The organism is Streptomyces sp. NPDC054813 (assembly GCF_053611365.1).
The window spans coordinates 247832-268258 of sequence record NZ_JBSHAF010000002.1 but is presented as its reverse complement, the minus strand read 5'-3'; the positions used below and the strand labels follow the sequence as shown (position 1 = coordinate 268258).

Genomic DNA, 20427 nt, shown 5'->3' with positions numbered 1-20427 from the left:
GTCGCGCCCACGCGGCGGAGCCGCACATCAATACTGCCCCGCGCCCCTAAGGGGACGCTTGTCCTGGGGGCGTTTCAAAGTCCGGGGGGGGATCAGATCGTCCTGCGGCGGTTGCGCCACAACACTCCCGCCGCCACCAGCAGCACCCCGCCCGCGCCACCCGCCAACGGCGCCGCCCAGTCCGTCGCGCTCGTTGTCTCTTTCTCCGTGTCCGGGCCCGGGCCGAAGTACTTCTTGCCGTACGACGCCGACGTCAGGCTCTGCGTCTTCAGCCTGGCCGCGTCCTTGATCGCCGCCGCCGGGTCGATCATGCCGAAGCCCCGGGAGTCGTCGCGGCCGCCGGACGGGGCGTCGCGGGCCGTGTCCTCCAGGAGCTTCTTGATCTGGGCCGGGGTGAGGCCGGGATGGGCGGCCTTGATCAGGGCCACGGCACCTGACACGAAGGCCGAGGCGGCGCTCGTGCCCCAGCCCTCGTAGTACTTGTGGTCCGGGTCGGCGATGACGATGTCGACGCCGGGTGCGCTGATCGTGGCGTACCAGCGGCGGGTGGAGAAGGCGGCGCGGGTGCCGAACTTGTCCACCGCGGTGGCGGCGATGACGCCCGGGTACGCGGCCGGGTAGGAGATGTGGTCGCCCTTGTCGCCGCCGTTGCCGGCCGAGGCCACGACCACGACGTCCTTCTTCAGGGCGTACTGGATGGCCTCGTCCTCGCTGGGCTCGGGGTGCGCGGAGTCGGAGTCGTCGCCGAGGGAGAGGTTGATGACGTCGGCACCGTGGTCCGCCGCCCAGCGGATGCCCTCGGCGAGGGCGTTGCCCCGGGTGGAACGGGCCTTGCCGCGGGCGCTGTCGCCGTCCTCGAGGATGACCCGGACGGGCAGGATCTTGGCCTCCGGGGCGACCCCCATCACGCCGTCGCCGTCGCCGGCCCCGTGGCCGTGACCGGCGATGATGCCGGCCATGGCGGTGCCGTGCCGGGCCCAGGTGCGCTCGCCGGGCTTGGCGCCGAAGCCGATCATGTCCTTGGCGGTGAGCACGTTGCCGACCAGGTCGGGGTGGTCGGCCTCGACACCGGTGTCCAGGACGGCGACGGTGACGCCCTTGCCCTTGGTGGTCTGCCAGGCCTCGTCGAGGTGCAGGGCGGACAGGCCCCACTGCTGGGCGCGGATGCTGTCGGCGTAGGCGGTCGTGGACGGCAGGAGGGCGAGCGAGCCGGCGAGCAGCAGGCTCAGCGCGGCCCCGGTTGCGCGGCGCTTCATGAGGGCTTCTCCGTTGCCGAGCCTGCGGTGTTCTGCCGCAGTCGCCGTTCGATGCGGTCGGCCAGGCCCTGGGCCTCGTTGCCGAGGCCGGCCTGGGCCGCGGCCGTGGTGGCGCCGGACGCCTCCGCGTCGGCGGCGGACTGCGGGGTGTCGACGGTGCGGCCGTCGGCCCAGCCGGAGACGGCGTAGGCGACGACCGGGGCGTCGGTGAGCACGGAGATCGTCCAGGAGGCGCGCTGGTGCCGGCCGAAGCGCTCGGCGGCGGTGCCCTTGGCGGCGTACGGGAGGGGCATCAGGTCGGTACGGCGGTCCAGGTGCTCGTCCTCGAACCGCTTGGCGAGGGCGGTCATCCCGGCCGGTTCGGCCTTGGTGAACAGCAGCCCCACGGTCGTCACATAGCTCTGGGTGGCGTCGGTGTAGGTGGCCCGGATCAGGCGCTGGCAGCCGACCGGGGCGAGCGTCTTGCGCAGCAGCGGGTCGAAGGCGTGGGCGCAGCCGGTGGCGGGGGCGACGGCGATCCGGGTCCAGGTGCGGTCGGCTCCGCCGGGGCCGGCGCCGGTGCCCTGCACGGTGGGCGGGAAGAGTTCGTCGACGGGCACGTCGTGCCACAGGCCGGCGGCCGAGCTGAAGCTGCTGGCGGCGGCCAGGTCACCGTCGTCGTCGACGATCCAGCTTCCGGTCACCGCGCCACCGATGAGTCCGAGCCCGAGCACCATGCAGGCGGCGGCAGCGGCGGTACGGGGCGCCAGCCGACTGACCAACGACCGCCCCCACCCTCGCTCGTCGTACCCCTCGGGTTCGCCGAAGGTCACAACGGGCCGGTCCCTGCCGGGAGTTCCCGCGGCGGCGGTCCAGGACATCGCGGGGTCCGGCACCGGGCCGGGGCCGTACATCGAGGAGGCGGTGTCCCCGGCAGGCGGGGCAGCGGCGGGGGCCGGGGGTGTCGTGGGACGGGGCGGGAGCGGCGGGGCGGTGGGCGTGGGTGGCTTCGCCGGGCGCGGCGGCGGGGTGGCTTTCGGGGGCGTCCCGGGGCGCGGCGGGGCCGTCGGCACCGGGAACGTCCGCATGTGCGGGCTCCACGCGGTGCCCGACTCCGGCGCACCGAAGGAGGCCGAGAAGTCGCTGCGCGGCCGCTCGGGCCGCCTGGCCCCGGGCACGCCGGAGGAACCTCCGGCCCTCTCGCCGGCGGACGCCGGTCCGGCGGCACCCTGCCGCCCGTCCGGCGACGCCTCCGGTTCCTCCACGACGCGGACGGGACGTAGCGAGGCGGTCGACTCCGAAGCGGACTCCGGACGCCGGTCCGACAGCCCGGGCCCGTACGGTGACCGGGGCTGCGTCCAGCGACCGCCCTCCCTTCCGGGAGACGCCGACCGCTCGTTTCGGCGATCCTCTCCGCGCGACACCGACGACTCGGCCCGGCGGTCCTCCCGGCCGGCCGACCCGGGCGGCACACTCCGACCGCTCTCCCATCCGGAAGCCCCGGGCGGTGTGATGCCGCCGTCCTCCCGGCCGGGGGACGCGGGCGGTGCGGGCCGGGCGGGCTGTCCGGCGGAGGCGGTGGACGGTGTGGTGCGGTCGGTTTCCCGGGCGGAGGTGGTGGGTGGGGTGTCCGGGAAGCGGGCCGAGGCTGGGGGCGGGCTCTGCGGGGGGCGGAGGTCGGGGTAGCGGGGGCGTGTGATGCGCTCGGCGGTAGCCGGGCGGGCGGCCGCCTGGTCCCCCGCACCCTGTTCGCCCTGCGCCACCGCACCGCCCCGACTCGTCCGGTCCTCACGACTCTGCTGCGCATCGGGCCGTCCCGGCAGCTGGTCCTGCCCGGTGGCGTCGGCGCTACCAGTGGATACGTCGGACCGGTGCGACCAGTTCACTCGGTTCGGCCGGTCGAAGAACCCCGGCCCGTCGGTCCGGCCGCTCGCGTCGGCGGTGCCCGGCGCCGCACCCTGGCCGGCCGCCCCGTCGGCAGCGTCGTCGGAGGTGGGCGCGGGGTCGGGCGAAGGGCGTCGCGGGATCGGGGCGTGCCGCGCTTCCGTGCTCATGCGCCCCCCGTTTCCTCCAGCCCGGGCCAACTCCGCGTACGGGCCGACGTGCTCCCCGGCGCGGAGACGTCCGCCCCGGGCACGCATACCCGCACACGCGGATCCGCATCCCGGTGCGGGTCAGGCGGCCGGGGTCGTTCCGCCGTACGTGCGCGTCACTCTACGGGTTCTCCGACAGCGAACGGGAACCAGTCCACGACCGCGGGGCATCTGCCCGTATCGTCCCCCTACCCTGCGGTAATCCTGTCTGGCAGGCTTCGTTCATGACTGCGCGCGCCGCCGACCGGGCCCGTTACGACCGGGCCACCGCCCATCTGGACGCCCCTCTCGCGATCGTCGACCTGGAGGCATTCGACGCCAACGCGGACGACCTCGTGCGCCGGGCCGGCGGCAAGCCGGTGCGGGTCGCGAGCAAGTCCGTACGCTGCCGGCACCTGCTGGAACGAGTCCTCGCGAAGGACGGTTTCGCCGGGATCATGTCCTTCACGCTCGCGGAGTCGCTGTGGCTCGCGCGCTCGGGTTTCGAGGACATCCTGCTGGCCTATCCGTCCGCCGACCGCGCCCGGTTCGCCGAGCTCGCCGCCGATCCCAAGCTCGCCGCGGCCGTGACGGTGATGATCGACGACCCGGCCCACCTCGACCTGATCGACGCGGCCCGCGCCGGCGGCAGCGAAGTGGTCCGGGTCTGTCTGGAGTTGGACACCTCGCTGAAGCTGTTCGGCGGGCGGGTACGGGTCGGCGCCCGGCGTTCGCCGCTGTACTCCCCCGCCCAGCTCGCCGACCTGGCGCGGACCGTGGCCCGGCGGCCGGGCTTCGAGCTCGTCGGGATCATGGCGTACGAGGGGCACATCGCGGGGGTCGGGGACAGTGTCGCCGGCCGGCCGCTGCGCTCCCGCGCGGTCCGGCTGATGCAGGCCACCGCCCGCCGTGAGCTGGCCGAGCGGCGCGCCGCGGTGGTGCGGGCGGTCCGGGCGGTGGTGCCGGACCTGGAGTTCGTCAACGGCGGCGGCACGGGCAGTGTGCAGAGCACGGCGGCGGAGGACGCGGTCACCGAGATAGCGGCCGGGTCGGGCCTGTACGTGCCCCGGCTCTTCGACAACTACACGTCGTTCACCGGCCGGCCGGCCGCCCTGTTCGCCATGCCGGTGGTCCGGCGGCCCGGCGTCGGGGTCGTCACCGTCCTCGGCGGCGGCTACCCGGCCTCGGGCGCCGCGGGCCCCGACCGGCTGCCGGTGCCGTACCTCCCGCAGGGGCTGTCCTACGACCCGCAGGAGGGCCCCGGCGAGGTGCAGACCCCGCTGCTCGGCTCCGCGGCGGACGACCTGCTGATCGGCGACAAGGTGTGGTTCCGGCACGCCAAGGCGGGCGAGCTGTGCGAGCGGTTCGCCGAGCTGCATCTGGTCGAGGGCGACCGGGTGACGGCGACCGTACCGACGTACCGGGGCGAAGGTCACACCTTCCTCTGACCTCCGGTTCCGCTAACCCTCCGGTTTCCGGTCCACCGGGCGGATACCGCTGGTGATCGCGTCCATGTCGGACAGCGGCGGTCCGTCCGGGCCGGCGTCGAAGGCGAACCGGACGACGACCGGGGCCGGGATACCGGTGTGGGAGGGAAAGGCGAGGGACTGGACGTAGCCGCCGGGTCCCTCGGCCGTCCTGACCCGCCAGCGCACCAGGTATCCGTCGCCGCCGGCGACCGCGACCCGCCCGGCCTTGACGACCTGATGGGACCGGATGCCGCCGAAGGGCCGTTCGCCGCCGGGTTCGTGGCCGTAGGCCGTCTCGGCCGCGTCCGGTACGTCCCGTTCGGCGACGGTGCGCGCGGAGCTTCCGTCGGCGCTGCCCGCGGTACGGCTCTGGACCTCGCCGTGGCGGCACCGGCCGGTGTCGGCCGGGCAGGCGTAGGTGCCGTCGGTGGTCATCACGACGTCGTCCTGGGCGAGGTACGAGGAGCCGGTCCAGCCGCTCGGGACCGGCAGGGAGATGCCGTTGAGCTGGTCGACGACCAGGGACGGGGGCGGCGGGCCGGTGGGGGCGGTGTTGATCGCGGTGTCCGTGCCGGCGCGCAGGTCGTCCGTGCGGAGCACGGTGGCGCCGCCGACGATCGCCGTCGCCAGCACGGCCCCGGCGGATATCAGGGCGACCGCCTTGGCGCGTGCGGACGCCCCGGCCGCCGGGGTCGGCGGCGCGGGGAGGCCGGACGGGGTGCGCCGGTGCTCGGTCCAGGTCCTGCCGTCCCACCAGCGCTCCAGGTGCGGAGCCTGTGGGTCGCGGTACCAGCCGGGCGGCGTCATGCTCACTCCCGCACTGTAGGACGGGAGTTGGGGCGGCTCCTACAGGGGTGTGACGTACGCGCCGGAGATCCCGCCGTCCACCAGGAAGTCGCTGGCGTTGACGAACGAGGAGTCGTCGCTGGCCAGGAAGGCGACGGCGGCGGCGATCTCCTCGGCCTCGGCGAACCGGCCGAGCGGGATGTGGACGAGGCGGCGGGCGGCCCGCTCGGGGTCCTTGGCGAACAGTTCCTGGAGGAGGGGGGTGTTGACCGGTCCCGGGCACAGCGCGTTGACGCGGATGCCCTCCCGGGCGAACTGGACGCCCAGTTCGCGGGACATGGCCAGAACTCCGCCCTTGGACGCGGTGTACGAGATCTGCGAGGTCGCCGCGCCCATCCGGGCCACGAAGGACGCGGTGTTGATGATGGAGCCCTTGCCCTGGCGCCGCATGTAGGGGATGGCGGCCTTGCAGCACAGGTAGACGGAGGTGAGGTTGACCTCCTGGACGCGCTTCCAGGCCTCCAGACCGGTCTCCAGGATGGAGTCGTCGTCGGGCGGCGAGATGCCGGCGTTGTTGAAGGCGATGTCGACGCTGCCGTAGGTGTCGTAGGCCGTCTGGAAGAGGGCCTCGACCTGTTCGGCGTCGGTGACGTCGACCTTCACGAAGAGCCCGCCGACCTCCTCGGCGGCGGCCTTGCCGCGGGTGTCGTCGACGTCGCCGCAGACGACGTGCGCGCCCTCGGAGGCGAGCCGCCGTGCGGTGGCGAGGCCGATGCCGCTGCCGGCTCCGGTGATGACGGCGGTGCGGCCGACGAGTCGGCGGCAGACGATGTCAGGGGTCTCGGCGGTCACTGTGCGGGGCCCTCCGTGCTGATGAAGACGTTCTTGGTCTCGGTGAAGGCGGTGAGCGCGTCCGGGCCGAGTTCGCGGCCGATCCCCGACTGCTTGTAGCCGCCGAAGGGGGTCCAGTAGCGGACGCTGGAGTGGGAGTTGACGGACAGGTTGCCGGCCTTGAGGGCCCTCGAGACACGCAGTGCGCGGCCGACGTCCCGGGTCCACAGGGAGCCGGAGAGGCCGTAGTCGGTGTCGTTGGCGACGCGGATCGCGTCGGCCTCGTCGTCGAAGGGGATGACGGCGGCGACCGGGCCGAAGACCTCCTCGACGGCCACGCGCGCGTGCGGGTCGACGCCGGTGAGGACGGTCGGCGGGAACCAGAAGCCGGGGCCCTCGGGGGCCTTGCCCCGGATGCCGGGCGCCTCGGGGTCGACGTACGAACGGACGCGGTCCAGCTGGGACCTGGAGATCAGCGGGCCCATGTCGGTCTTCTCGTCGGCCGGGTCACCGACGGTGACGGCCTCGATCGCGGGGGCTAGGAGTTCCAGGAAGCGGTCGTGGACGGACCGCTGGACGAGGATGCGGGTGCGGGCGCAGCAGTCCTGGCCGGAGTTGTCCAGGAAGGACACGGGGGCGGCGGCCGCGGCGGCCTCGATGTCGGCGTCGGCGAAGACGATGTTGGGGCTCTTGCCGCCGAGTTCGAGGGTCACGCGCTTCACCTGGTCGGCGCAGAGCGCCATGATGCGCTTGCCGACCCGGGTGGAGCCGGTGAACACGATCTTGGCGACGCCGGGGTGGCGGACCAGGGCCTCGCCCGCGATGTCACCGCGGCCGGGCAGCACCTGGAAGAGGTGCTCGGGCAGGCCTGCCGCCAGGGCGAGTTCGGCGAGGCGGAGCGCGGTCAGGGGGGTGGTCTCGGCGGGTTTCAGGAGTACCGCGTTGCCGGCCGCGAGGGCGGGGGCGGTGCCCCAGGCCGCGATCGGCATGGGGAAGTTCCAGGGGGCGATCACGCCGACGACCCCGAGGGGTTCGAGGAGGGTGATGTCGAGGCCGCCGGGGACCGGGATCTGGCGCCCCGTCAGCCGCTCGACTCCGCCGGCCGCGTAGTCGAGCAGGTCCCGGACGTTGCCTGCCTCCCAGCGGGCGTTGCCGATGGTGTGCCCGGCCTCCCGGACCTCCAACCGGGCGAGCTCCTCGCGGTGTTCGTCGACGACGACGGCGAACCGGCGCAGCAGCCGGGCCCGGTCGCCGGGTGCGAGCGCGGCCCACCGCTGCTGGGCCTCGGCGGCCCGTCGTACGGCGGTGTCGATGTCCTCCTCCACAGCCCCCGGGACGGTCGCGATCACCTCTTCCGTGGCCGGGTTGAGGACGTCGAGTTCGTACTGTTGCGACAAGTGGTGCCTCACATGCGTTCGAAGGAGCGGCGCAGCTCCCAGTCGGTCACCGCGGCGTCGAAGGCGGCCAGCTCGACGCGGGCCATGTTGCGGTAGTGCGCGACGACCTCGTCGCCGAAGGCGGCCTGGGCGATGGGGCTGTTCTCCCAGAGCTCGGCGGCCTCCCGGAGCGTGGTCGGGACGTGCGCGAAGTCGGCGGTGTAGGCGTTGCCGGGGCAGGGCTCGGGGAGTTCGAGCTTCTGCTCGATGCCGTACAGCCCGGCCGCGACCAGTCCGGCGACGGCGAGGTGCGGGTTGACGTCGCCGCCGGGCAGCCGGTTCTCGAAGCGCAGTGAGCGGCCGTGGCCGACGACTCTGAGCGCGCAGGTGCGGTTGTCGTGGCCCCAGGCGACCGCGGTCGGGGCGAAGGAGCCCGGCTGGAACCGCTTGTAGCTGTTGATGTTGGGCGCGTACAGGAGCGAGAAGTCACGGAGGGCGGCCAGCTGTCCGGCGAGGAAGTGCCGCATGACCTCGGACATGCCGTCCTGGGAGGCGAAGGCGTTGGCGCCGTCCGTGTCCGTCAACGACAGGTGGATGTGGCAGGAGTTGCCCTCCCGCTCGTTGTATTTGGCCATGAAGGTGAGGGAGACGCCCTCCTGGGCGGCGATCTCCTTGGCACCGGTCTTGTAGATGGCGTGCTGGTCGCAGGTGACGAGGGCCTCGTCGTACCGGAAGACGATCTCGTGCTGGCCCGGGTTGCACTCGCCCTTGGCGGACTCGACGGTCAGCCCGGCCCCCGCCATGTCGTTCCGGATCCGGCGCAGCAGCGGCTCGATCCGCCCGGTGCCCAGTACCGAGTAGTCGATGTTGTACTGGTTGGCCGGGGTCAGCCCTCGGTAGTTGGCGTCCCAGGCGGCCTCGTACGTGTCCTTGAACACGATGAACTCCAGCTCCGTACCGACCTGTGCGGTGTAGCCGAGTTCGGCGAGGCGCTCCAGCTGGCGGCGGAGGATCTGCCGGGGCGCGGCGACGACCGGCGAGCCGTCGTTCCAGGCGAGGTCGGCGACGAGCATGGCGGTGCCCGCGTTCCAGGGCACCCGGCGGAGGGTGGCGAGGTCGGGGTGCATGGCGAAGTCGCCGTAGCCGCGGTCCCAGGAGGACATGGCGTAGCCGTCGACCGTGTTCATCTCGGTGTCGACGGCGAGCAGGTAGTTGCAGCCCTCGGTGCCGTGGCGCAGGACCTCGTCGAGGAAGAAACGGGCGGCGAACCGCTTTCCCTGCAGTCGCCCTTGCATGTCGGGGAAGGCCAGGACGACAGTGTCGATCTCACCGCTCGCGACGAGGGTGTGCAGTTCCTCGACGCTGAGCGGGGGTGTGCGGTCTGCCACGGGAGGACTCCTTGGGCTTCATCGCGCTGCTGCGGCCGGGCCGGGAGCTCTAAGGTATTGCTGAGAACCATTGCTTGGGAAGGGGGTACGGCCATATGTCGCTGGATGCGGACGGCACCCTCGACGACCCGTTGACGCCGGTGCTGCGACCGGTACGGGCGGGCAACGGCTTCGAGGAGGCGCTGGAGCAGATCCTCCAGGTCGTCCGGCTGGGCCTGGTTCCGGGCGGCGAGCGGCTGCCCGCCGAGCGGGAACTGGCGGAGCGGCTGGGGATCAGCCGGGTGACGCTGCGCGAGGTGCTGAAGGTGCTCCAGGACCAGGGCCTGGTGGAGTCCCGGCGCGGACGGTACGGCGGCACGTTCGTGCTGCCGCGCGCCGACGCGCGCGGCGAGGACGAGCTGCGGCGCCGGATCGCCGAGGTCGACATCGAGGACGTGCTGCGCTTCCGCGAGGTCCTCGAGGTCGGCGCGGCCGGGCTGTGCGCGGCGCACGGACTGTCGGACGACCAGGCGGACCGCCTCCGCGACGCCCTGGCCCGCACCCACGAGGCACCGCTCGCGGACTACCGCCGCCTGGACACCCTGCTCCACCTCACGATCGCCGAACTGTGCGGCTCGCCCTCCCTGACCGCCCAGTACGCGGCGGTCCGGGCGACCGTCAACGACCTCCTCGACTGCATCCCGCTCCTGGTCCGCAACCTGGAGCACTCGCAGCGCCAGCACATCGCCCTGGTCGAGGCGGTCCTGGACGGGGACGCGGACGGCGCCCGGGAGATGATGCGCGAGCACTGCGCGGGGACGGCCGCCCTGCTCCGGGGCTTTCTGGCGTAACGCCCGGCCGCCGTGCCATAAAGGTGTGGATGCACACCTTTGAGGGAGGGTCCATGGCCGGACGGCCGCTGATCGGCGTGAGTACATATCTGGAGGCCGGGGCGCGCTGGGGCGTCTGGGAGCTGGAGGCGGCCCTGCTGCCGGCCGGCTACCCCCGGCTGGTCCAGCGGGCGGGCGGCCTGGCCGCGCTGCTGCCGCCGGACGACCCGCGGCACGCGGCGGCGACGGTGGCCCGCCTGGACGGCCTGGTGATCGCGGGCGGCCCGGACGTGGAGCCGGTCCGCTACGGCGCCGAACCCCACCCCCGCACCGGGCGCCCCGCCCGTGCCCGGGACGCCTGGGAGCTGGCCCTCATCGACGCGGCTCTGGCAGCGGGCACACCGCTGCTCGGCATCTGCCGCGGCATGCAGCTCCTGAACGTCGCCCTGGGCGGCACCCTCGTCCAGCACATGGACGGCCACGCGGAGGTGCCGGGGATCTTCGGCCGGCACGAGGTGAAGCCGGTGCCCGGGACGCGGTACGCCGACACCGTCCCGGAGGAGACCGCCGTCCCCACCTTCCACCACCAGGCGGTGGACCGTCTCGGCGCCGGCCTGCTGGCCTCGGCCCACGCGGCCGACGGCACGGTCGAGGCGATCGAACTCCCCGCCGAACACGGCTGGGTCCTCGGCGTCCAGTGGCACCCCGAGATGGGCGAGGACCTCCGGGTGATGCAGGCACTGATCACAGCCGCGTCCTGACCCAGGCCAGCGCCGGTGTCACCCCCGGGTCAGGGAAAGCAGTTCGCGGGCCGGCCCTGTGGGGCGGTGGCCCGTCGGCCAGACCGCTCGCAGGTCGCGCCGTAGTGCGATGCCCTCCACCGGGATGCTCACCAACCGCCGCATCGCCAGCTCCTCGCCCACCGCCAGTTCGCTCAGGACCGCCGGGCCCGCGCCGCTGACCGCCGACGCCTTCACGGCCGTCGTCGACGACAGCTCGATCAGCGGGCGGGCCAGGCCGCCCAGGGCCGCATCGAGGACCTGGCGGGTCCCGGAGCCGCGTTCGCGGAGGATCAGGGGGGTCGCCGCCAGCTCCTCGGCCGCCAGCGGGCGACGGCGGCGGGCCCACGGGTGCGCGGGGGCCGTCACCACGATCAGGCGGTCGTGGGCGATCACCGCCGAGTCCAGGCCCTGCGGAACCGTCAGCCCCTCCACGAAGCCCAGGTCCGCCTCGTCCGCGAGCAGCCGTTCCGCCACCGCCGCGGAGTTTCCGGCGAGCAGGGACACCGCCGTGTCGGGGCGCTGGGCCCGCAGCGCGAGCAGCCAGCCGGGGAGAAGGTACTCGGCGATGGTCATGCTCGCCGCGACCCGCAGCCGCGAGTCCCGACGGTCCCGCAGCGCCTGCGCCCCCGCGTCGAAGGCCTCCGCCGCCTCCACCACCCGCCGCGCCCAGTCGGTCACCAGCGCCCCCGCGTCGGTGAGCCGCGAGCCGCGCGGTGAGCGGTCGACGAGGGCCACGCCCAGCTGCCGTTCCATCGAGCGGATCCGGCTGCTGGCGGCCGGCTGGGTGATGCCGACCTCCCGGGCCGCCGCCCCGAGGCTGCCCAGCCTGGCCACCGCCAGAAGCAGCTCCAGCGCACCGAGATCCGGCACGCGGTGCGCCAGCGTGCCGCCTGCCGTCCGATCCCCCGTCTCACCCGTCTCGCTCATAAGGCCAGCTTATGCCCCCATAGACGCGGACTCCCTGGTCGCGCCCCCTCGTCAGCGGGACGGTTGGTTCATGGTCACCTCAGTCCGGCATCTCGGCCCCAACTGGTACGCATCCGTCATGGGCACCGCCGCCCTCGCCCTCGGCGGCGCCGCGCTCGGCGTCGACGGCCTGCACGAGCTGTTCGTCGCCGTCTGGGCAGTGTCCCTGCTGCAACTCGTGGTCCTGCTGGCCGCGCGGGCCCTGCACTGGGCCCACCACCCCGACCAGGCCCGCGCCCACCTCCGCGACCCCGCCGTGGCCCCCTTCTACGGCTGCCTCGCCATGGCCCTGCTCGCGGTCGGCGGCGGTGCCCTCACCCTCGGGCGGGACTGGATCGGCGAGCCCGCGGCGGTCGCCCTCGACGCCGTGCTGTTCGTCGCCGGTACGGCCGTGGGGCTCGCGGCCGCCGTCGCCGTGCCCTACCTGCTGGCCGTTCGGCATCGGGCCGAGCCCGGGCAGGCCACCCCGGTGTGGCTGCTGCCGCTGGTCGCGCCCATGGTGTCGGCCGCGCTCGGGCCGCGGCTGGTCCCGCACCTGCCGCCCGGACAGCCGCGCGAGACGCTGCTCTACGGCTGCTTCGCGCTCTTCGGGCTGAGCCTGCTGGCCACGCTGCTGATGCTGACGCTGGTCTTCGCCCGGCTGGTCACCTGCGGTCCGCTCCCCCCCGCGCTCACCCCCACGATCTTCCTGGTGCTGGGCCCGCTCGGGCAGTCCACCACGGCGGCGGGTGCCTTCGCGGACCTCGCTCCCGGGGTGGTACCGGCCCCGTACGCCGCCGGTTTCGGCCTCCTCGCCGTGCTCTACGGCGTTCCGGTCATGGGGTTCGCGCTGCTGTGGCTGGCGCTGGCGGTCGCGCACGTGGTGCGGGCACGCCGGCAGGGCATGCGGTTCACCATGACGTGGTGGGCGTTCACCTTCCCGGTGGGGACGTGCGTCACGGGCGCCGCCGCGCTGGGCCGGCACACCGGGCTGGCGGTGTACGACTGGCTGGCGGTGGGTCTGTACGCCCTCCTCGTCGCCGGCTGGCTGGCTGCCGCAGCCGGCACCGTACGCGGGCTGCTCAGCGGCGAACTGCTCGCAGGGCCCCGTCCAGCAGCCGTGGCGCCTCGGCCAGTGACGGGCCGTACCACGTCAGGTGCCGTCCGCTGACCAGTGCGCACGGCAGTCCGGGGAAGGCCTCCGGGCCGTCGCCGGCGGTGAAGCGGTAGGGCTCGTCCGGGAGGACGACCAGGCCGGGCCGCACGTCGTTCAGTTCCGCGACCGGGACGCGGGGGTAGCGCTCGGGGTGGGCGGCGTACAGGTTCTCGATCCCGAGCCGCTTGAGGACATCCCCCGCGAAGGTGTCCCGGCCCAGGACCATCCACGGCCGCCGCCAGATCGGGACGACCGCGGTGGTACGAGGCTCGGGCACCGGTGTCGACCAGGCCTCCTCGGCCTCGTCCAGCCAGCGCGGGCGGGTGCGCGCGCCGCACGCGGTCAGGAGGCGGGCCAGCTCCCGGAAGGCCTGCGGTACCTCCCGTACCTCCGTGACCAGCACCTCGACGCCGGCCGTCCGCAGGGCGTCCAGGTCGGGGGCGCGGTTCTCCTCCTCGTTGGCGATCACCAGGTCGGGGGCGAGGGCGAGGATCCGGTCCAGCTCGGGGTTCTTGGTACCGCCGACACGGGTGACGTCGAGGTCGGCCGGATGGGTGCACCAGTCGGTGGCGCCGACGAGGACGTCGGGGAGCGTCACCGCGACCGCCTCGGTGAGCGAGGGGACCAGGGAGACCACGCGCATCAGCGGGGGCGGTCCTGGACCGCCTCGATGTGTTCCGCCACCGCGACCACGATGACCCGGGTGTCCGGGACCGTCGCCCGCCAGCGGTGGCGGACTCCACCGGTGAGGTAGAGGGTGTCGCCGCGGCCCAGGCGGTAGGCGCGGCCCTCGGCCTCGATCTCCACCGCGCCGTCGGCGACGTACATCAACTCGTCGTTGCGGTGCTGGAATTCGCGGCCGGCGTCGTGGTCGCCGGTGAACTCCGAGGCGTGCAGCTGGTGGTGGCCGCGCACCAGGGAGCGCACCTTGCGCGCGAAGTCCGGTTCGGTGGCGTCCGCGCGTACGACGTCCACGCTGCACGCCGGGTCGGCGGCGGCGAGGAGTTCGACGGCCGTGGTGCGCAGGGCGTCGGCGAGCTTCTCCAGGGAGGTGCGGCTGGGCCGGGCCCTGTCGTTCTCGATCTGGCTCAGGAAGGGCACCGACAGGCCGCTGCGCTCGGCCACGACGGCGAGGGTGAGCTCCAGCGCGCGGCGGCGTCGCCGGACTGCCGCGCCCACCCGCACGGGCTGCTGGTCTTTGTGGTCGCCCATCGCTCCGGCTCCCTCCTTCGCTCGTCGTTCCGTCTTCCGGGTGCCCCGCTTCGGCCGGGCCCCTTCTGCTGGGTTCTCTGCACCCTACGCATGTTCGGCAAACCGTTTCAGGCGGCCGTCACATCCCCGTCACGTCGGGTGAGGGCGACCCTCACAGTTCGCGCCAGTAGACGAGCTCGCCGGACTCGCCGGGCGCGGACTCCTCCTTCGGGATGAAGACGCTGACCAGGAGGGCCGGACGGCCGTCGGGGTCGGTGAGCAGCGCGGCCGACGGATTGGCGAAGGCGCGGCTGCCGCCGGGGGTGCGCAGGCGGAGCCGGTCGGCCCGGCCGGAGGCGGGGTCGTAGGCGTAGACCGACCAGCTGCCGAAGTCGTCGCGCAGGCACTGGCCCTCGATCAGGACGAGGGAGCGCCCCATCAGTTCAATGCGTGAGCGGTCCCCGATGTTCCCGGCGGTGCCCCAGGCCAGCAGGGCCAGGTCGAGGCGCTGATCTGGATGGGCCCGCCAGAGGGTGAAATCCCGCAGGGTGGCCCGGAGTTGGCGGTCGGTGGCACAGTCGGCGCGGTAGTGGCCGGTCAGTTCCACGGTGTCGCCGTGGACCGCGGTGATGTCCGGGGTGCCCTCGGCACAGCGGGACAGGGTGCGGGGTGCGTCGAACGCGCGATCGGCCGCTCCGGTCAGCAGGGCGGTGAGGCTTGGGTAATGCCGTAGCGCTATGTGGTTGGCCGGATCCTTTTCGTAGGCGAGGACCCATCCGCCGGTGCCGTCGGCGTGCAGGGAGGGCTGGCTGGTGCCCGGGCCGAAGTCCTGGCGGCGGGTCCAGGTGCGCAGGTCGGTGGAGGTGGCGACGGCCGTGTGGAAGCGGCCGTCGGCAAGGGTGGTGTGGTAGACGGCGAGGTAGCCGCCGCCGTACGCCCCGGGTATCGGGGTGATCTCGGCGGTGTCCATGGTGCGGCCGGTGTCGTCCCTGGTGTCGAAGACCGCGCCGTCCGCCCGTGTCACATCCCCGGCGAGCGCCTCGAACCGGGCGGTGGCGACCGAGGCCGGGTCCGGGCTCGCCTCGGAGAACTGCGGCACGGTCACCGCGGCCGTCAGCAACAGCAGGAGAGGCAGAAGCCTGCGGATCACGGGCTGCTCACAGGAACGGGCGGGACCGGGGCGTCAGAGAGTACGGGCCCCGGCCCCGCCCGAAGCGGGCCACAAGAGGTGGGCTTCGCCACACCGGTGGTGCGGCTTCGAGCGGCGGCCCGCCTCTTTCACTTCCGGATCGGCGCCCACTTGTCGACGAGCCCCGGGTTGCGCTTCAGCCAGGCCCGGACCGCGTCCTGTTCCTTGCCCTGGCCGGCCTTCTGGATCTCGGCCTCCAGGCCGGTGAGCTGCTTCTCCGTCATGGAGAAGTCCTTGAGCCACCTGCCGGCCTCGGGGTTGTCCCCGGCGAAGCCCTTGCGGGACAGGGTGTGCACGCCGTCGCCGGAGCCCCAGGCGCCCTGCGGGTCCTTCAGCTTCTTCAGGTCGTAGTCGCTGTAGGCCCAGTGCGGCGACCACAGGGTGACGAGGATCGGCTGCCGCTTGGCGTAGGCCCGCTTGAGCTCGGCGAGCATGGCGGGCGTGGAGCCGTCGACGACCTGGTAACTGCCGTCAAGGCCGTACTTCTTGAGGACCTTGGACTTGAGCAGGCCCATCATGCCGGCGCTGGGCTCGATGCCGACGACCTTCCCGCCGAACTCCGAGGCATGGTTCTTCAGGTCGGCCAGGGAGTTCACGTCCTTCACGTACGAGGGGACGGTCAGCTCCAGGGAGGTGGGGCCGTACCAGCTGCCGAGGTCGTCGAGCTGCTTGCCGTACTTCTTCCAGTACTCGGCGTGCGTGGTGGGCAGCCAGGAGTCGGTCTCGAAGTCCAGCTGGCCGGTGGCGAGGCCGGTGTAGAGGGGGCCGGCCGCGTACTGGCTGGTGGTGACCTTGTATCCGCGTTCCTCCAGGAGCTCCTTCCAGAGGAAGGTGGAGGCGATGCCCTCGTCCCAGGGGATGTACCCGATCTTGATCTCCTTGCCCTTGCCGACGTCGGTGGCGGAGGCCTGGGCGGTGTCGGAGGAGGAGCCGAAGATGCCCATGCCGCCCGCGACCAGGGCGAGGACCACCACACCGACGACGGCGACGGCCGGGCGGGGGCGGTAGGTCCATGGGGTGGGGCGGACCTTGGCGGCGGCACGGCGCCCGAGCGGGGACAGCTGGGTGCCGAGCGCGCTGGTCATGCGGTCGAGGTAGATGGCGAGGACGACGATGCCGACGCCCGCCTCGAATCCGAAGCCGATGTCGAGCTGGCCGATGGCCTCGTTGACGGCGCCGCCGAGGCCGCCGGTGCCGACCATGCCGGCGATGACGACCATCGACAGGCCCAGCATGATGACCTGGTTGACGCCGGCCATGATGGTCGGCAGCGCGAGCGGCAGCTGGACGCGCAGCAGGGTGTCGCGGGGTGTGGTGCCGAACGCCTCGGCGGCCTCGACCAGTTCGGCATCGACCTGGCGGATGCCCAGCTCGGTCATGCGGACGCCGGGGGCCAGCGCGAAGATCAGGGTGGCGATCACGCCCGCGGCGGTGCCCAGGCCGAAGAAGAGGATGGCCGGGATGAGCAGGACCATCGACGGCATGGTCTGGAGCAGGTCCAGGACCGGTCGTACGGCCGCGCTGACCGCCCGGGAGCGGGCCGCCCAGATGCCCAGCGGGACCGAGATGACCAGCGCGATCACCGTGGCGACCAGGACCAGCGCCAGGGTCGACATCGCACGGTCCCACAGGTCGAGGGAGTCCACGAGCGCGAATCCGGCGAAGGCGAGGACGCCCGCGGTCAGTCCGCGCAGCCACCAGGCCAGCACCGCGAAGATGCCTGCCAGCAGCAGTGGTGCGGGGGCGGTGAGGACGCCGTCGATGCCGTCGTACATGCCCTCGACGACCGTGCGGATCGCGTCGAAGAGCCAGGACATGTGCGCGACCAGCCAGTTCACACCGGAGTCGACCCAGTCGCCGAGATGCAGCCTAGGCACGGGCGGTCACCTTCTCTCCACCGTCGCAGACGACGGGTTCGGCCGTGTCCTCCGCGAGGAAACCGACCAGACGCTCCTGCGGTACGACGCCCACGACAGCGTCGTCCCGGTCCAGGACGGCGACCGGGTGGGGCAACCGGGCGCTGAGCGCGCACAGTTCGGTGAACGGGGTGTCCGGGGTCGCGGTGGCGCAGCCACAGTCCGCCTCGTCGCCCGCCACGTCGGTGTCCATGACCGCGGCGGCGGTCAGCACCCGGGAGCGGTCGACGTCCTGGGTGAAGGAGGCGACGTAGTCGTCGGCGGGGCGCAGCAGGATGTCCTCGGCGGTGCCGGTCTGGACGATACGGCCGTCGCGCATCACGGCGATGCGGTCGCCCAGGCGCATGGCCTCGTTGAGGTCGTGGGTGATGAAGACGATCGTCTTCTTCAGGGACTTCTGCAGTTCCAGCAGCTGGTCCTGCATGTCGCGGCGGATCAGCGGGTCCAGGGCGCTGAACGACTCGTCCATGAGGAGCAGATCGGCGTCGGTGGCCAGGGCCCGGGCCAGGCCGACGCGCTGCTGCATGCCGCCGGACAGCTCGTCGGGCCAGGAGTCCTCCCAGCCGGCCAGTCCGCACAGGGCGAGCGCCTCGTCGGCGCGGCGGACGCGCTCGGCGCGGGGCACGCCCTGCACCGACAGGCCGTAGGCGGCGTTGTCGCGGACGCTGCGGTGCGGGAAGAGCGCGAAGTGCTGGAAGACCATGCTGATCTTCTTCGAGCGCAGCTCGCGCAGTTCGCGGTCGGTGAGCGCGGTGAGGTCCTGGCCGTCGAAGCGGACCTGTCCCGCGGTCGGTTCCAGCAGGCCGTTGAGCATACGCAGCAGAGTCGACTTGCCGGAGCCGGACAGGCCCATCACGACGAATATCTCGCCGGGGTCGACCCGGAAGGAGGCGTCGATCACGGCGGCGGTGGTGCCGTCGGCGCGCAGCTCCTCCCGGTCGGCTCCCTGACGGAGCCGTTCCACGGCGGTGTCCGGTCGTCTGCCGAAGACTTTGTACAGGTGCTCGGTCTCTAGCCTGGGTGACACGCGAACCTCTCTCGGGGGCGCCAGGCCTTGGAAACGCAGGCCCCGGCGCCTCGGGGACATGGGACAGAAGCCGCCCCTGCCCGGGTCCACACAGGTCAAACGCACAAGTGGGCCAGGTCACGAGGTCTCCACAAGCCCCACCCCGGCACAGGGCCCCGTGACCGTCCGTGCCGTACGGCCGTGGAGCGCCCCGTCGCTGTCGGTGCCGTACGGCATGATGCGAGGCGTGACCGCACGACTGATGCTTCTCGACACCGCCTCGCTGTACTTCCGCGCCTACTTCGGCGTCCCGGACTCGGTGAAGGCGCCGGACGGCACGCCGGTGAACGCCGTGCGCGGGCTGCTGGACTTCATCGACCGGCTGGTCAAGGACCACCGTCCGGACCGGCTGGTGGCCTGCATGGACGCCGACTGGCGGCCGCAGTGGCGGGTCGACCTCATCCCTTCCTACAAAGCCCACCGGGTCGCCGAGGAGCGCGCGACGGGACCGGACGAGGAGGAGGTGCCGGACACCCTCTCCCCGCAGGTGCCGGTCATCGAGGAGGTGCTGGACGCGCTCGGCATCGCCCGGGTCGGCGTCGCAGGCTACGAGGCGGACGACGTGATCGGCACGTTCACCGCGCGCGCCGACGGCCCGGTCGACATCGTCACCGGCGACCGTGACCTCTACCAGCTGGTGGACGACGGGCGCGGGGTGCGGGTGCTGTACCCGCTCAAGGGCGTCGGCACGTTGCAGATGACGGACGAGGCATGGCTGCGCGAGAAGTACGGGGTGGACGGAGGCGGTTACGCGGATCTGGCGCTGCTGCGCGGCGACCCGAGCGACGGACTGCCGGGGGTGACGGGCATCGGCGAGAAGACGGCCGCCAAGCTGCTCGCCGAGTTCGGTGACCTGGCCGGGATCATGGCCGCCGTCGACGACCCGAAGGCCAGGCTCACACCGTCGCAGCGCAAGCGGCTGGACGAGGCCCGGCCCTATGTGGCCGTCGCGCCGACGGTGGTCCGGGTCGCCGGGGACGTGCCGCTGCCGGACGTCGACACCACCCTCCCGAAGACCCCGCGCGATCCCGCCCGGCTGGACGCGCTGTCGGCGCGCTGGGGGCTGGGCGGCTCGCTGCACCGGCTGGTGCTGACACTCGGCGGGTGAGCGGCGGAGAATTGTTCTGGCAAAACCCGCTCATCAAGTGTTCATGGAAGAGGTGTTAACTACGAAGGAGATGCTAACTTAGGTAAACCTAAGCGATGGAGCACGGAGGTCGGTCATGGCAGAGCGTCCGGGACGTAAGCCGCGCAAGCCCCATTCCGCCCAGGTGGTGCGCACCGAGCGGCTGACCCCGCATATGCAGCGCGTCGTTCTCGGCGGGGACGGACTGGCGGGCTTCGCCGCGGACACCTGCACCGATCATTACGTGAAACTCCTCTTCGGGCCGGCAGGCGTCACCTATCCGGAGCCCTTCGACCTGGAGCGGATCCGCGCCGAGTTCCCGCGCGAGCACTGGCCGGTGACCCGGACCTACACGGTGCGTTCCTGGGACGCCGAGCACCGTGAACTGGCCCTGGACTTCGTCGTGCACGGCGACGAGGGCCTGGCCGGCCCCTGGGCCTGCCGCGTCCAGCCCGGCGAGACCGTGCGCTTCATGGGCCCCGGCGGTGCCTACGCCCCCGCCGCGGACGCCGACTGGCATCTGCTCGCCGGCGACGAGAGCGCGTTGCCCGCGATCGCCCGCTCCCTGGAATCCCTGCCCTCGGGGGCGAAGGCCTTCGCCTTCGTCGAGATCTCCGGCCCCGAGGAGGAGCAGAAGATCGACTCCGACGTGGAGGTGGTCTGGCTGCACCGGGGCACCCGACCCGTCGGCGAGGCCCTGGTCACGGCGGTACGGGAGCTGGAGTTCCCGGAGGGCCGGATGCACGCCTTCGTCCACGGCGAGGCGAGTTTCGTGAAGGACCTGCGGGCCCTGCTGCGCGTCGAGCGCCAGGTCCCGCGCGAGGACCTGTCGATCTCCGGCTACTGGCGCCTCGGCCACAACGAGGACGGCTGGCAGGCCTCCAAGCGCGACTGGAACGCCCGCATCGAGGCGGAGCAGGAGGGCGACGGAGCGGCCGCCGCCTGAGACCGCGGGACCACGAGGCCCCACGGCCGGTCGAGCCGTGCAGCGTCGGGGGCGGCGGCGGGTCGCCCCGCGCGCCCCGCCCCCCGGCGGGGGCACCGCACCCACCTTCTCCTAGCAGCAGGGGAAGTCAGACGCCTCCCCGAG

At 72.9% G+C, this 20427-nt stretch carries 18 protein-coding genes; 6 read left to right on the top strand and 12 right to left on the bottom strand.

Annotated features, from left to right (window positions below; genetic code table 11):
- Positions 1–92: 92 nt before the first annotated feature.
- Positions 93–1256 carry a type VII secretion-associated serine protease mycosin gene (mycP, locus tag ACWGJB_RS04575; RefSeq protein ID WP_453378789.1) on the bottom strand — a complete coding sequence of 388 codons (1164 nt, stop codon included), beginning with the start codon at positions 1254–1256 and terminating at the stop codon, positions 93–95.
- Positions 1253–3289: a hypothetical protein gene (locus ACWGJB_RS04570; protein ID WP_453378788.1), complete on the bottom strand. Its 2037-nt coding sequence runs from the start codon at positions 3287–3289 to the stop codon at positions 1253–1255. Before ACWGJB_RS04570 ends, mycP begins: the two co-directional genes overlap by 4 nt.
- Positions 3290–3552: 263 nt before the next feature.
- Here ACWGJB_RS04570 and ACWGJB_RS04565 point away from each other — a divergent pair, with 263 nt between their 5' ends.
- Positions 3553–4755 (top strand): amino acid deaminase/aldolase, encoded by a 1203-nt coding sequence (locus tag ACWGJB_RS04565; protein WP_453378787.1) that lies wholly within the window; start codon positions 3553–3555, stop codon positions 4753–4755.
- 12 nt (positions 4756–4767) lie between these two features.
- Here the strand turns inward: ACWGJB_RS04565 and ACWGJB_RS04560 are convergent, their stop codons facing one another.
- Genes ACWGJB_RS04560 through ACWGJB_RS04545 form a run of 4 tightly spaced genes read right to left on the bottom strand, consistent with a single transcriptional unit; the run spans position 4768 to position 9157 of the window.
- Positions 4768–5583, bottom strand: coding sequence for a DUF2510 domain-containing protein (locus tag ACWGJB_RS04560; protein WP_453379028.1), 816 nt, complete (start codon positions 5581–5583; stop codon positions 4768–4770).
- Between the two features lie 39 nt (positions 5584–5622).
- A complete protein-coding gene (locus tag ACWGJB_RS04555) occupies positions 5623–6414 on the bottom strand; it encodes a 3-oxoacyl-ACP reductase (protein ID WP_362573549.1) in 792 nt (263 codons plus the stop codon).
- Positions 6411–7790 (bottom strand): aldehyde dehydrogenase family protein, encoded by a 1380-nt coding sequence (locus tag ACWGJB_RS04550; RefSeq protein ID WP_453378786.1) that lies wholly within the window; start codon positions 7788–7790, stop codon positions 6411–6413. The genes ACWGJB_RS04555 and ACWGJB_RS04550 overlap by 4 nt, the downstream gene beginning before the upstream one ends.
- Positions 7791–7798: 8 nt before the next feature.
- Positions 7799–9157: a glutamine synthetase family protein gene (locus ACWGJB_RS04545; RefSeq protein ID WP_453378785.1), complete on the bottom strand. Its 1359-nt coding sequence runs from the start codon at positions 9155–9157 to the stop codon at positions 7799–7801.
- Between the two features lie 95 nt (positions 9158–9252).
- Between ACWGJB_RS04545 and ACWGJB_RS04540 the strand changes: the two genes are divergently transcribed.
- Together ACWGJB_RS04540 and ACWGJB_RS04535 are read left to right on the top strand one after the other, a co-directional pair.
- Entirely contained in the window at positions 9253–9987 is a 735-nt protein-coding gene (locus ACWGJB_RS04540) for a FadR/GntR family transcriptional regulator (protein ID WP_453378784.1), read from the top strand.
- 53 nt (positions 9988–10040) lie between these two features.
- Positions 10041–10727, top strand: coding sequence for a gamma-glutamyl-gamma-aminobutyrate hydrolase family protein (locus ACWGJB_RS04535; RefSeq protein ID WP_453378783.1), 687 nt, complete (start codon positions 10041–10043; stop codon positions 10725–10727).
- 18 nt (positions 10728–10745) lie between these two features.
- On the opposite strand, the gene ACWGJB_RS04530 is transcribed toward ACWGJB_RS04535, so the two are convergent.
- The gene (locus tag ACWGJB_RS04530; RefSeq protein WP_453378782.1) at positions 10746–11675 is read right to left on the bottom strand and encodes a LysR family transcriptional regulator; all 930 of its coding nucleotides are present in this window, start codon (positions 11673–11675) and stop codon (positions 10746–10748) included.
- A gap of 70 nt (positions 11676–11745) precedes the next feature.
- Between ACWGJB_RS04530 and ACWGJB_RS04525 the strand changes: the two genes are divergently transcribed.
- Positions 11746–12864 (top strand): TDT family transporter, encoded by a 1119-nt coding sequence (locus tag ACWGJB_RS04525; protein ID WP_453378781.1) that lies wholly within the window; start codon positions 11746–11748, stop codon positions 12862–12864.
- Here ACWGJB_RS04525 and ACWGJB_RS04520 read toward each other — a convergent pair.
- The 5 genes from ACWGJB_RS04520 to ACWGJB_RS04500 all read right to left on the bottom strand — a co-directional run bounded on the left by ACWGJB_RS04520 (position 12776) and on the right by ACWGJB_RS04500 (position 18172).
- Positions 12776–13492 carry a helical backbone metal receptor gene (locus tag ACWGJB_RS04520; RefSeq protein WP_453378780.1) on the bottom strand — a complete coding sequence of 239 codons (717 nt, stop codon included), beginning with the start codon at positions 13490–13492 and terminating at the stop codon, positions 12776–12778. The genes ACWGJB_RS04525 and ACWGJB_RS04520 overlap by 89 nt on opposite strands.
- Complete coding sequence (locus ACWGJB_RS04515) at positions 13492–14061, bottom strand: helix-turn-helix domain-containing protein (RefSeq protein WP_351700387.1); 570 nt, start codon at positions 14059–14061, stop codon at positions 13492–13494. Before ACWGJB_RS04515 ends, ACWGJB_RS04520 begins: the two co-directional genes overlap by 1 nt.
- 151 nt (positions 14062–14212) lie before the next feature.
- Positions 14213–15190 (bottom strand): hypothetical protein, encoded by a 978-nt coding sequence (locus ACWGJB_RS04510; RefSeq protein WP_453378779.1) that lies wholly within the window; start codon positions 15188–15190, stop codon positions 14213–14215.
- Between the two features lie 128 nt (positions 15191–15318).
- Positions 15319–17106 carry an ABC transporter permease/substrate binding protein gene (locus ACWGJB_RS04505; RefSeq protein ID WP_453378778.1) on the bottom strand — a complete coding sequence of 596 codons (1788 nt, stop codon included), beginning with the start codon at positions 17104–17106 and terminating at the stop codon, positions 15319–15321.
- Positions 17099–18172 (bottom strand): quaternary amine ABC transporter ATP-binding protein, encoded by a 1074-nt coding sequence (locus tag ACWGJB_RS04500; protein ID WP_453378777.1) that lies wholly within the window; start codon positions 18170–18172, stop codon positions 17099–17101. The genes ACWGJB_RS04505 and ACWGJB_RS04500 overlap by 8 nt, the downstream gene beginning before the upstream one ends.
- A 217-nt stretch (positions 18173–18389) precedes the next feature.
- On the opposite strand from ACWGJB_RS04500, the gene ACWGJB_RS04495 reads away from it, so the two are divergent.
- Both ACWGJB_RS04495 and ACWGJB_RS04490 read left to right on the top strand, forming a co-directional pair.
- The gene (locus tag ACWGJB_RS04495) at positions 18390–19319 is read left to right on the top strand and encodes a 5'-3' exonuclease (RefSeq protein WP_453379027.1); all 930 of its coding nucleotides are present in this window, start codon (positions 18390–18392) and stop codon (positions 19317–19319) included.
- 115 nt (positions 19320–19434) lie between these two features.
- The gene (locus ACWGJB_RS04490; RefSeq protein ID WP_453378776.1) at positions 19435–20283 is read left to right on the top strand and encodes a siderophore-interacting protein; all 849 of its coding nucleotides are present in this window, start codon (positions 19435–19437) and stop codon (positions 20281–20283) included.
- The last annotated feature ends 144 nt before the right edge of the window (positions 20284–20427 follow it).

What these genes read in the sequence shown, in the direction of transcription:
- ACWGJB_RS04530 (WP_453378782.1), bottom strand. Translation starts at nt 11,675, where the DNA reads ATGAGCGAGACGGGTGAGACGGGGGATCGGACGGCAGGCGGCACGCTG.
- ACWGJB_RS04565 (WP_453378787.1), top strand. Translation starts at nt 3,553, where the DNA reads ATGACTGCGCGCGCCGCCGACCGGGCCCGTTACGACCGGGCCACCGCC.
- ACWGJB_RS04490 (WP_453378776.1), top strand. Translation starts at nt 19,435, where the DNA reads ATGGCAGAGCGTCCGGGACGTAAGCCGCGCAAGCCCCATTCCGCCCAG.
- ACWGJB_RS04535 (WP_453378783.1), top strand. Translation starts at nt 10,041, where the DNA reads ATGGCCGGACGGCCGCTGATCGGCGTGAGTACATATCTGGAGGCCGGG.
- ACWGJB_RS04560 (WP_453379028.1), bottom strand. Translation starts at nt 5,583, where the DNA reads ATGACGCCGCCCGGCTGGTACCGCGACCCACAGGCTCCGCACCTGGAG.
- ACWGJB_RS04520 (WP_453378780.1), bottom strand. Translation starts at nt 13,492, where the DNA reads ATGCGCGTGGTCTCCCTGGTCCCCTCGCTCACCGAGGCGGTCGCGGTG.
- ACWGJB_RS04525 (WP_453378781.1), top strand. Translation starts at nt 11,746, where the DNA reads ATGGTCACCTCAGTCCGGCATCTCGGCCCCAACTGGTACGCATCCGTC.
- ACWGJB_RS04495 (WP_453379027.1), top strand. Translation starts at nt 18,390, where the DNA reads ATGCGAGGCGTGACCGCACGACTGATGCTTCTCGACACCGCCTCGCTG.
- ACWGJB_RS04540 (WP_453378784.1), top strand. Translation starts at nt 9,253, where the DNA reads ATGTCGCTGGATGCGGACGGCACCCTCGACGACCCGTTGACGCCGGTG.
- ACWGJB_RS04570 (WP_453378788.1), bottom strand. Translation starts at nt 3,289, where the DNA reads ATGAGCACGGAAGCGCGGCACGCCCCGATCCCGCGACGCCCTTCGCCC.
- ACWGJB_RS04515 (WP_351700387.1), bottom strand. Translation starts at nt 14,061, where the DNA reads ATGGGCGACCACAAAGACCAGCAGCCCGTGCGGGTGGGCGCGGCAGTC.
- mycP (WP_453378789.1), bottom strand. Translation starts at nt 1,256, where the DNA reads ATGAAGCGCCGCGCAACCGGGGCCGCGCTGAGCCTGCTGCTCGCCGGC.